Here is an 11778-nt window from a genome sequence, read left to right on the forward strand (position 1 = left end):
GTTTGTCATGAAGTTAGCCATTGTTACGGCCTGCCCGAACGGCATGGTCACCAGTGTGCTGTGCGCGCGGTTGCTCGATGCAGCGGCTCAGCGTCAGGGCTGGAGCACCAGCGTCGAAGTCAATGATGCAGCGCATCCGGAACGGCAATTGTCGGCGGCCACGATCGAGGCTGCCGAATGGGTGTTGCTGGTGACCAGCACGCCTGTGGACATGTCGCGATTCGTCGGCAAACGCGTGTTCCAGAGTACTCCGGCGCAGGCCCTGCAAGATGTCGAAGCGGTGCTGCGCCGGGGTGCTGAAGAGGCTCAGGTTTACGTCGCCCCCGAAGCCGTCGTCGAGCCGGTTGTGGTCAGTAAAAATGCTCCACGCCTGGTCGCGATCACGGCCTGCCCAACCGGCGTCGCTCACACCTTCATGGCTGCCGAAGCCTTGCAGCAAGCAGCCAAGCGACTGGGCTACGATTTGCAGGTGGAAACCCAGGGCTCGGTCGGTGCGCGTAATCCTCTGAGCGCAGCGGCGATTGCTGACGCTGACGTGGTGCTGCTGGCCTGCGATATCGAAGTCGCCACCGAGCGTTTCGCCGGCAAGAAAATCTACCGGTGCGGCACCGGTATCGCTTTGAAGCAAGCCGAAGCCACGCTCAACAAAGCCCTCGCCGAAGGCCAGCAGGAAACGGCAGCGACCGGCGCCAAAGGTCCGGCCAAGCAAGAGAAAACCGGCGTCTACAAACACCTGCTGACCGGTGTGTCGTTCATGCTGCCAATGGTGGTGGCGGGCGGTCTGATGATCGCCTTGTCGTTCGTCTTCGGCATCACCGCCTTCAAGGAGGAAGGCACCCTCGCCGCCGCCCTGATGCAGATCGGTGGCGAGACCGCGTTCAAGCTGATGGTGCCGTTGCTGGCGGGGTACATCGCTTACTCGATCGCTGACCGTCCGGGCCTGGCGCCGGGGATGATTGGTGGTCTGCTCGCCAGTACGTTGGGCGCCGGTTTTATCGGCGGGATCATTGCCGGTTTCATCGCCGGTTACGCGGCCCAGGCGATCAACCGCTATGCGCGATTACCGCAGAGCCTTGAGGCGCTGAAACCGATCCTGATCATTCCCTTGCTGGCGAGCCTGTTCACCGGGCTGGTGATGATTTATGTGGTCGGCAAACCGGTCGCCGGGATGCTGGCGGGGCTGACGCATTTCCTCGACAGCATGGGCACCACCAACGCCATTCTGCTTGGTGTGTTGTTGGGCGGCATGATGTGCGTCGACCTCGGCGGGCCGATCAACAAGGCGGCCTATGCATTCTCGGTGGGGCTGTTGGCGTCGCAGAGTTATGCACCGATGGCCGCGACCATGGCGGCGGGGATGGTGCCGCCGATTGGTCTGGGCATCGCCACGTTTATTGCTCGGCGCAAGTTTGCCCAGACCGAGCGCGAGGCCGGTAAAGCGGCGTTGGTATTGGGGCTGTGTTTTATTTCCGAAGGGGCGATTCCGTTTGCCGCGAAAGACCCGCTGCGGGTGATTCCGGCGAGCATCGCCGGGGGGGCGCTGACCGGTGCGTTGTCGATGTATTTCGGCTGCAAACTGATGGCGCCGCACGGTGGATTGTTTGTGCTGGCGATCCCGAATGCGATCAACCATGCGCTGTTGTATTTGCTGGCGATTGTCGCCGGGAGTCTGCTGACGGCGGTGGTGTATGCGGTGCTCAAACGGCCTGAAGTCGTTGAGATGGCCATAGAACCCGTCAACGCCTGACACCTGACCTTGTAGGAGCGAGGCTTGCCCGCGAAGGCTGCTTAACATTCAACAAAGATGCTGACTGTGAGGCCGTCTTCGCGGGCAAGCCTCGCTCCTACAAGGGTCGTGTTTCACACGGGCGTCATGCGGCCATGTTTTAGTTTTTCCTTTTCAGGGAGAACACCATGAGCGAATTCGACCTCGGTCGCCGTCGTGTCATGCAAGCCGTTGGCGCCGGGCTGTTGCTTCCCGGTTTGGCGCCGGCGGTGATTGCCTCGGTCAAGGATCGGCCGCAACTCACCGATGGCGTGCAGTCCGGCGACCTGCTCGGCGACCGCGCGATGGTCTGGAGCCGCAGCGACCGTCCGGCGCGGATGGTGGTGGAGTGGGACACCCGCAGCCTGTTCAGCAATCCTCGGCGATTCGTCTCGCCGCTGGCCGATGCCCGCACCGATTTTACCGCTCGGGTCGAGCTCACCGGCCTGCCCGCCGACCAGGCGATTTTCTACCGCGTGCAGTTCGAAGACGCCCAGACCGGTGTGGCCAGCGAGCCCTGGTTCGGCCACTTGCGCAGCGTGCCGCAAAGCCGTCGCGACATCCGTTTTGTCTGGAGCGGTGACACCGTCGGGCAAGGCTTTGGCATCAACCCGGACATTGGCGGCATGCGCATCTACGAAGCCATGCGTCTGCGCCTGCCGGACTTTTTTATCCACAGCGGCGACAGCATCTACGCCGACGGCCCGGTGCCGGCGCAACTGCCCACCGAAAGTGGCCGTGTGTGGCGCAATATCACCAGCGAAGCCAAGAGCAAAGTCGCGGAAACCCTCGACGACTATCGCGGCAATTACCGCTACAACCTGATGGATGAAAACATCCGTCGCTTCAACGCCGAGGTTCCGCAGATCTGGCAGTGGGACGACCATGAAGTGGTGAACAACTGGTCGCCGGGCAAGCAACTGGATGAGCGCTACACGAATAAAGATATCCACAGCCTCGTGGGCCATGGGCGCCAGGCCTGGCTCGAATACGCACCGATGCGTTTGCAAAGCGCCGATGGCGGCGGGCGGATTTACCGCCAGCTCAGTTATGGTCCGTTGCTCGATGTATTTGTGCTCGACATGCGCGGCTATCGTGGGGCGAATGACGACAACCTCGGCGAGGTCAAACCCTTCCTCGGTCGTGAACAACTGGACTGGCTGAAGGCTTCGCTGAAAACCTCCAGCGCCCAGTGGAAGGTCATCGCCGCCGACATGCCCATCGGCCTCGGCGTGCCCGACGGTGAAGTCCGCCCCGGCGTGACGCGCTGGGATGCGATGGCCAACGGCGACCCGGGACCGGCGCAGGGCCGCGAACTGGAAATCGCTGAGTTACTCGGTTTTCTGCGGGCACAACAGGTGCGCAATTTTGTGTTCCTGACGGCGGATGTGCATTACTGCGCGGCGCATCATTACCACCCGGATCGTGCGGCGTTCCAGGACTTTGAGCCGTTTTGGGAGTTTGTGGCGGGGCCCTTGAATGCGGGGAGTTTCGGGCCTGATCAGCTGGATAAAACCTTTGGTCCTGAGGTGGTGTTCGAAAAGGCCCCGCCGGCGCAGAACGCGTCACCGTTTGCCGGGTTTCAGTTTTTTGGCGAGGTGAATATCGATGGGCAGACGGGGGAGATGAGTGTGGTGTTGCGGGATCTGGACGGGGTGTCGGTGTTTGAGCAGAAGCTGCAGCCGGTGTGAGATCGCAACACCTTTTTTATGATCGACACCAAACGAATGTGGGAGCGGGCTTGCTCCCACATTTAATTGTGGTGGGTCAGTAGACGTCGCGGCGGTAGCGGCCTTGTTCGATCAGGCGGTCGACCTCTGGAATGCCGAGGATTTCGTTGAGTACGTGGTCCACGCCGGAAGCCATCCCTTGCAAACTGCCGCAGATGTAGATGACGGCGCCGTCCGCCAGCCATTGCTTCAACACGTCCGCCGATTCGCGCAGCCGATCCTGCACGTAGATTTTCTCTTCTTGATCCCGTGAGAACGCGAGATCGAGGCGCTCCAGGTCGCCGGAAATCAACCAGTCTTCCAGCTCGTCGCGGCACAGGTAGTCGTGCTCGCGATGGCGCTCGCCGAACAACAGCCAATGCCGTTGCTGGCCGTCGGCAATCCGCGCCTTGAGCAGGCTGCGCAGTCCCGCCAGACCGGTGCCGTTGCCCAGCAGAATCATCGGCACTGGCTCGGTTGGCAGATGAAAACCGCTGTTGCGTCGAACACGCAGGCTGATGGTGCTGCCCACTGGCGCGTGCTCGGTCAGCCAGCCGGAGCCGATGCCCAGGCTGCCATCGGGATGCAGTTCCTGGCGCACGATCAGTTCGAGCACGCCATCGGCGGCAATCGAGGCGATGGAGTATTCGCGCATGGCCAACGGCACCAAGGCATTCACCAGCGCCTGTGCATGCAGACCGACCAGGTGCGTTCGGTTCTCGGGCAGTTGCCGAGTGGCCAGGGCTTGTTCCAGCGGTTGCGACAGGCCGTCAAGTTCAACCGTGGCGCGACCATCAATCCCCATGCCATCGAGGAAATGCTCGATCGCCCACGGGCAGTTGCGCGGCAACACTTCCACCAGATCACCGGCCAGCCAGCTACTGGTCGTCGGCGCGGTCAGGCTCAGCAGGTAAACACCCGAAGCACTGCTGTCAGGGTTGAGCAAATCACGACGGGTCAGCGTCCAGTTGTCATAGCTCGGCGCTTGCCAGGTGTCCACGGGCGCCTGTCCGGTCAGCAGACCGAGTTGCTGCTGCCAGTGACGCAAGGCGTAAGGGTCGCCGCTGTCGACTTCCACCGGGGCGAACAGCGTCTTGCCGCCGTGTTCGCCCAGCCAGCCGTGCAAGCGTCGGGCGAAGCCGCAGAAGTGTTGATACTGCCGATCACCGAGTCCGAGTACCGCATAGTTGAGGCTTTCCAGGCTCAAGGCCCGGCCCAGCACTTTGCGCTCAAAACCCCGGGCGCTGTCCGGTGCTTCGCCGTCGCCGAAGGTGCTGACCACGAACAGCGCATTGTTGGAATCACGCAAATCCTGTTCGCTGACATTCGCCAGCGGCGAGACCTTCACTGGCAGGCCGGCGGCTTGCAATTGGCCGGCGGTCTGCCACGCCAGTTGCTCGGCGAACCCGCTCTGGCTGGCGAAACCGATCAACCAGGCCGGCGCATCGCTGCCCGGTTGTACGAGGCCTTTGCGCGCGTCCTTGATCTGCTTTTTCTTGCGACGACGGTCGAGGTACAGCAACCAGCCCGTGACGAAAAACAGCGGCATGGTCAGTGCGCTGAGCGTCAGGATGATGCGCCCGACGATGCCGAAATAGCTGCCGACGTGCAGCGCATAAATACTGGTCAGCAGTTGCGCCTTGAGGCTCTTGTCGCTGTAACGGTCAACCCGTTTGACCACGCCAGTGGCCGGGTCGAGGCTGATCTGGTTCAGCGCGCGATCATGCGGCGAGGTGTTCAGCAGGTAGAACACGGTCGCCGGTTGCCCGGCCACCGGCGGCATGCGGATGTTGTAGGCGGACAGGTTCGGGCCGGCGGCGCTGTAGATGCTGCTCCACATCGCCGCGTAATCGGCGGTGGGCGCCGGACCACTCGGCGCAGGGCCACGGCCACCGCGAACGCGTTCGTTTTGCGGCGCATCGGACAGCAGTTGGGTCAGGCCTTTGTTGTACCACTCATACGACCAGGACAACCCGGTCAGCGCCGCCAGGAGGTAAAACACCAGGCACCAGGTGCCGGCCACCGAGTGCAAATCCCAGTTGAAGCTGCGGCCCTTTTTCTTCCAGTCGAGGGTCAGCCAGGCACGCCAGCTGTTCCATTGGCGCGGCCAGCGCAGGTACAGACCGGACAGGCAAAAGAACACCAGAATCAGCGTGCAGGCACCGGTGATCTGCCGACCCGTGTCGCCCATGGCGAGGAAGCGGTGCAGTTGCAACATGAAGCCGAAGAAGTCTTCGCCGACGGCATGGCCCATGAATTCGGCGGTGTACGGGTTGAAGTAACGCATCTCGCCACGGCGTTCACCCGGTGGCGGGGTAAAGGACACGCGCGCGGCGTTGCCGCTGTCGGTTTCGACCCAGATCATCGCGACTTTCTTGCCCGAGGCGCCTTCGATTTTCTCCACCAGTTCAACGGGTGGCAGCACACCGGCAACCTGTTTTTCGACCTGCAGCACCGAAGGATTCAAAGCCCGGAGGATCTCATCCTCAAACGACACCGTCGCCCCGGTGATGCCCATCAGGGCCAGGACCAGCCCGGCGCTGATGCCGAAAAACCAGTGCAACTGGAACAGGGTTTTCTTCAACACGTTGCTCGCCTTGTTCGTTCAAAAATAGTCATCACGGCGCGCATTATGCCGTGGGTTGTCGAGAAACATTCTTTCTTACGCACAAAAGCCCCGTTCATGTAGATGAACGGGGCCCGATTCCGTAGGAACGTGCTTGCTCGCGAAGGTCGTCAACGATGACGCGGTCAACCTGGCCCCGCGTCGTTCTTGAGTTTTTCTCGAGCGAGCTCGCTCCTACAGTGGTGGTTAGAAGTGGAAGTTGGTGCTCAGCAAAGCAGTACGGCCCGCCGCCTGGTTGGCGAAGTGAGTCGAGAAAGCCTTGTCGTAGTAGGTTTCGTCGGTCAGGTTCTGCACGTTCAATTGCAGGTCGATGTTTTTGGTCAGCTTGTAGGCGGCCATTGCATCGTAGCGAACGTAGGAATCAACCATGGTGGTGTTGGCTGCGCTACCGAACACGTCGTCAACATAGAACGCGCCGCCGCCGATGGTCAGCTTCGGCGTGACTTGGTAAGTCGTCCACAGGCTGGCACTGTTTTTCGGTGTGTTCGGCAGTTCGTTGCCATCGTTGGCTTTGTTGGCCGGCAAATCACCGCCATCCACTTGCTCGCTGTCCATGTAGGCATAACCGGCGAACACCTGCCATTTGTCGGTGAGCTTGCCGGTGGCCGACAGCTCGAAACCTTGAACGCGGGTTTTGCCGACGTTTTCGTACGTGGTGGTGTTGGTTTGCACCCGAGCGTTGTCTTTCTCGGTGCGGAAGATGTCCGCCGTCAGCGACAGACGATCGTTGAGCAGATCCCACTTGGTGCCGATTTCGTAGTTCTTGGTGGTTTCCGGCTCCATGTCGCTGCTCAGCAGGTTGCCGTTGCGATCAGGGGTGCCGCCCAGCGGGTTGCCATCCTGACCTTCGCCAAGCGTTGCGCCCGGTGGTGTGGCGGACGTGGCGTAGGACGCATAGATGCTGCCGTTTTCCGCCGGTTTGTAGACCACGCCGAACTGACCGGTAACGAACTCGCTGGTGTCGTCGCCCTTGGACGTGGTGCCACCGGCTGCGGTGTAGGTTTTGTACTCGGTGTCGAAATGGTCGTAGCGCAGGCCCATGTTCACCAGCCACTGCTCGGACAGCTCCAGGGTGTCGAACACATACAGCGCGTACGTGTCGGCCTTGGTGGTGGTGCCGGCGTAGTTACGCGAGATTGCACCGTTCCATGGATCGTTCGGGTTCGGGCCGGACAACGAGGTGCAGTTGAAGCCGCTCGGTGTGCCGATCAATCCAGGGTTGCAGTTGGTCGTTACAGCCGCTGTGCCCGGCGTGGTGTCGGTGTTGACGTTGTACGAAGATTTTTTGCTTTCTTCGTGGCTCAGCTCGACGCCCGTGGCGAAGCTGTTCTTGAACCCGGCGATGTAGAAATCACCAAACAGGTCGGTCTGGTTGGTTGTCGTCTCGGTATTGCTCACGCGAGTGTTGGCCCGGCGCCAGACGCTGCCATTGTTGACGTTGCCCTTGCTGTCGTCCGGCTGGGTCAGGATGTAATCCTGCATGCTGGTGCCGTGGCGCAGGGTGTTCTTGACGGTCAGCGCGTCGTTCAGGTCGTGCTCGATGGCGAAGGTCGCGGTGTCGACGCGAGTCTTGCGGAAATCACGATCATTGAGGCCGTAGAAGTTGCTGCTGTCGCCGCCGTCATCCGGCTTGTCCGGGTTGGACTTGGTGCGGGCAGCCGAGCCAGCAACCGGGATCGAGTAAGGAATGCCCGAGTCCGGGGTGTCGTTGCTTTCCAGATGGTAGTAGTCGAGGTTGACTCGAGTATCGGTGCCCAGGCCGAAGGCCAGCGACGGCGCGATGCCCCAACGGTCGTAATCGACGCTGTCACGGCCGGCGACGTTGCTTTCGTGGCTCATCAGGTTCAGGCGGCCAGCCGCGGTGTCAGTGAACTGGTAGTTGCCGTCGAAGGTGTAGCGCTGGGTCTGGTCGGAGCCCCAGGTGAAGCCGCCATCGAGCGAGTCACCCAAGTGAGCCTTTTTGCTCACCAGGTTGATGCTGCCGCCCGCCGCGCCACGGCCGCCGATAGCCGAGTTCGGGCCTTTGCTGACTTCGATGGATTCAACGGCGAAGATTTCGCGGCTCTGCGAACCGGTGTCGCGCACGCCGTCCAGGTAAGTGTCGCCCTGGGCATCGAATCCGCGAATGAAGGGACGGTCGCCTTGCGGGTTGCCGCCTTCACCGGCACCAAAGGTGATGCCGGGAACGGTGCGCAGCGCGTCCTGCATGTTGAGGGCGCCGGTGTCCTTGAGTACTTGTTGCGGAATGACGGTGATCGAGCGCGGTGTGTCCACCAGCGGCGCGGTGTACTTGGGCGAGGAGGCTTTTTCGACGTTGTAGGAAGTCTGGTCCTGAGCTTCGCCAGTGATCGCGGTAGCGCCCAGGGAAATGGTGTTGCTCGGTGCTTTCTCGTCGGTTTTTTCAGCTGCGAAAACCATGTGGCCCGCGGAGCTGGCAGTGATCGCCACGCCAATTGCAGAAGCGAGTAAACGCGGTGAACTGACCGGTAGTTGTGGTTGTTGGCGTGACATTTTTATTCCCCTCCCCAAGGATTTGAGGCCGCGGAATATAGGGTAAACGGGTATTTGTATCAATTGCGAAACGTTACCATTCGTGAAGAATTTACATTCTTTACAATTTGCCCTTACGGTTTTAGGTGTTTCGTTCGTCGCGGGGGTTTTACACGGGCAATAAGAATCAATACCATTGCCGTCCCTTTGCATTCAGGTGTCACCCATGCTGCTGCACATTCCCGGCGTATTCGCGAAAGAAGAAGTGCAGCGCATTCGCGAGGCTCTGGAGCAGGCCGATTGGGCCGATGGCAAAATCACCGCCGGTTACCAGTCGGCTAAAGCCAAGCACAATCTGCAACTGCCCGAGGGGCATCCGCTGGCCAAGGAAGTCGGCGCGGCGATGCTTGAGCGTTTGTGGGGAAATCCGTTGTTCATGTCCGCCGCGTTACCGCACAAAGTCTTCCCGCCGTTGCTGAACTGTTACACGGCCGGCGGCAGTTTCGACTTCCATATCGACAACGCCGTGCGTCAGCCCAAGGGCAGCATCGAGCGGGTCCGCACCGATTTGTCGGCGACGCTGTTTTTCAGCGAGCCGCAGGACTACGACGGCGGTGAACTGGAAATCCAGGACACCTTCGGCACCCAGCGCGTGAAGTTGCCGGCCGGCGATTTGGTCTTGTATCCCGGCACCAGCCTGCACAAGGTCAACGCGGTTACTCGCGGCACGCGGTATGCCTCGTTTTTCTGGACGCAAAGTCTGGTCCGCGAAGACAGCCAGCGTGCGCTGCTGTTCGAGATGGACGGGGCGATTCAACAGCTGACCCAGGACATGCCCGACCATCCTTCGCTGATCCGCCTGACCGGCACGTATCACAACCTGTTGCGGCGTTGGGTCGAGGTATGAGTTTCCAACTGCGCCGGGAGGAAGTGCTCGACGGTGATCGGCTCAAAGCCATGCTCGATGAAAGCCCCGCCCGAGCCGCCCAGGCGATTCTGATCGCGGCCCGCGAAGGCATGCTCGATGCCCAGGCCTTGCTTGGGCAGATTCTGCTGGACGGGCAGGGCATCGCGCAGGATCAGCCGCTGGCCGTACGCTGGTTCGAGATAGCCGCCAACGGCGGGCACCTGATGGCGCGCAACATGCTCGGTCGTTGTCATGAGCATGGTTGGGGCTGCGCGGCCAACGCCTCGGTTGCCGCCAGGCATTACCGCCAGGCGGCCGAGGCCGGGCTGGATTGGGCGATGTACAACTACGCCAACCTGCTGGCGACCGGGCGCGGGGTTGTCGAGGATCAGGCGCAAGCGCTGAACCTCTATCGCGATGCTGCGGAACTGGGCCACGCCAAGTCGATGAACCTGCTGGGGCGCTATCTGGAAGAAGGGCGGGTTTGTCCGGCTGATCCGCAGGCGGCGCGTGACTGGTATCGGCGCTCGGCGCTCGGCGGGGATTTTCGTGGGCAGTTCAGTTTTGCCGCGGTGCTGGCGGATGAAGGGCATATCGATGAGGCACTGGACTGGTTGCGCAAGGCACTGGCTGGCGGCAATCTGAATTTTCTGCGGGTGGCGAGTCAGACGTTATTGACGTCGACTGATCCAGGAATTCACGAACTGGCCACCGAGTATCAGCAACGTGCTCTAGAGCTGGCTGCTGGATAGATCGTTCCCACGCTCCGCGTGGGAATGCCTCAACGGACGCTCCGCGTTCGGCTTTGGATGGAACGCGGAGCGTCCCGGGCTGCACTCCCACGCAGAGCGTGGGAACGATCAGCGGGGGGATTTCAGATGTAAAAAAGCCCATGACAGGTCATGGGCTTTTTGTTATCCGCGTGTAGCGCTTACACGTAGAACGATTTCAGCGGCGGAAAGCCATTGAATTCAACGGCGCTGTAGCTGGTGGTGTAGGCACCGGTCGACAACCAGTACAAACGATCACCGATCGCCAGGTTCAACGGCAGGCCGTACTTGTAGTTTTCGTACATGATGTCGGCGCTGTCGCAGGTCGGGCCGGCGATGACCACTTCTTCCATCTCGCCTTTCTTCTCGGTCCAGATCGGGAACTTGATGGCTTCGTCCATGGTTTCGATCAAGCCGGAGAACTTGCCCACATCCGTGTACACCCATCGCTCTACCGCGGTACGGGATTTACGCGCGACCAACACCACTTCACTGACCAGGATGCCGGCGTTGGCGATCAGCGAACGGCCTGGTTCCAGGATGATTTCCGGCAGCTCGTCGCCGAAATCTTCCTTGAGGAAACGGATGATTTCTTCAGCGTAGGTTTCCAGGCTGTTGGTGCGGGTGATGTAGTTGGCCGGGAAGCCGCCGCCCATGTTGATCAGCTTCAGGTGGATGCCGTCTTCTTCTTTCAGGCGTTCGAAGATCACTTTGACCTTGGCAATCGCCGCGTCCCAGACGCTGATGTCGCGCTGTTGCGAGCCGACGTGGAACGAGATGCCGTAAGGCACCAGGCCCAGGTCGCGAGCGAGGATCAGCAGGTCCATGGCCATGTCGGTCTGGCAGCCGAATTTGCGTGACAAAGGCCAGTCAGCCGTGGTCGAGCCTTCGGTGAGGATGCGCACGTAGACTTTCGAACCCGGTGCAGCCTTGGCGATGTTGCGCAGGTCGGCTTCGGAGTCGGTGGCGTACAGGCGCACGCCCTTCTCGTAGAAGTAGCGGATGTCCTTGGATTTCTTGATGGTGTTGCCGTAGCTGATGCGATCCGGGCCAACGCCCTGGTTCATCACTTTGTCGAGCTCGTAGATCGAGGCGATGTCGAAGTTCGAGCCTTTTTCTTTGAGCAGGTCGATGATTTCGACGGCCGGGTTGGCCTTGACCGCGTAGTAGACCTTGGCGAATTCGAAACCGGCGCGCAGGTCGTCATAGGCCTGGCTGATCATCGCGGTGTCGATGACCACGAACGGGGTTTCTTGTTTGTCGGCGAACGCCTTCATTTTGTTGAAGGTATCGCGCGCGAAATAGTCTTCGACGTTGATCGACATGCTGGGAACTCCTACTGGCAAACTGAAATTAACAATGGGTGCAAATGAACGTCCTCCGTATCCCCACTTTGGTTCGCCTACTTCCCAAGGCATGTCGCCGAAAGCAAAAAGGCCATGGGAAGCGGTGCTTTCCCTTGGCCTTGCTGTCTCGTCGTCAGTACTTGAGCCGGATGGATCGTTTCCAGC

Annotated in this window: 7 protein-coding genes; 4 read left to right on the forward strand and 3 right to left on the reverse strand. The window is 60.7% G+C overall.

Annotated elements, in window-relative coordinates; translation table 11 throughout:
• Nucleotides 1-7 precede the first annotated feature (7 nt).
• Entirely contained in the window at nt 8-1747 is a 1740-nt protein-coding gene (locus ACA057_RS04090) for a PTS fructose-like transporter subunit IIB (protein WP_497346140.1), read from the forward strand.
• 167 nt (nt 1748-1914) lie between these two features.
• A complete protein-coding gene (locus tag ACA057_RS04095; protein ID WP_497346142.1) occupies nt 1915-3456 on the forward strand; it encodes an alkaline phosphatase D family protein in 1542 nt (513 codons plus the stop codon).
• 76 nt (nt 3457-3532) lie between these two features.
• On the opposite strand, the gene ACA057_RS04100 is transcribed toward ACA057_RS04095, so the two are convergent.
• Both ACA057_RS04100 and ACA057_RS04105 read right to left on the reverse strand, forming a co-directional pair.
• Nucleotides 3533-6061 carry a PepSY domain-containing protein gene (locus tag ACA057_RS04100; RefSeq protein ID WP_497346144.1) on the reverse strand — a complete coding sequence of 843 codons (2529 nt, stop codon included), beginning with the start codon at nt 6059-6061 and terminating at the stop codon, nt 3533-3535.
• Nucleotides 6062-6286: 225 nt separating this feature from the next.
• A complete protein-coding gene (locus tag ACA057_RS04105) occupies nt 6287-8611 on the reverse strand; it encodes a TonB-dependent receptor (RefSeq protein WP_497346146.1) in 2325 nt (774 codons plus the stop codon).
• Nucleotides 8612-8816: 205 nt separating this feature from the next.
• Here ACA057_RS04105 and ACA057_RS04110 point away from each other — a divergent pair, with 205 nt between their 5' ends.
• Complete coding sequence (locus ACA057_RS04110) at nt 8817-9497, forward strand: Fe2+-dependent dioxygenase (RefSeq protein WP_497346148.1); 681 nt, start codon at nt 8817-8819, stop codon at nt 9495-9497.
• The gene (locus ACA057_RS04115; protein WP_497346150.1) at nt 9494-10249 is read left to right on the forward strand and encodes a tetratricopeptide repeat protein; all 756 of its coding nucleotides are present in this window, start codon (nt 9494-9496) and stop codon (nt 10247-10249) included. Before ACA057_RS04110 ends, ACA057_RS04115 begins: the two co-directional genes overlap by 4 nt.
• 179 nt (nt 10250-10428) lie before the next feature.
• Here the strand turns inward: ACA057_RS04115 and ACA057_RS04120 are convergent, their stop codons facing one another.
• Nucleotides 10429-11592 (reverse strand): type III PLP-dependent enzyme, encoded by a 1164-nt coding sequence (locus ACA057_RS04120; RefSeq protein ID WP_033058084.1) that lies wholly within the window; start codon nt 11590-11592, stop codon nt 10429-10431.
• Between the last annotated feature and the right edge of the window lie 186 nt (nt 11593-11778).

The organism is Pseudomonas sp. LBUM1661 (assembly GCF_059695925.1).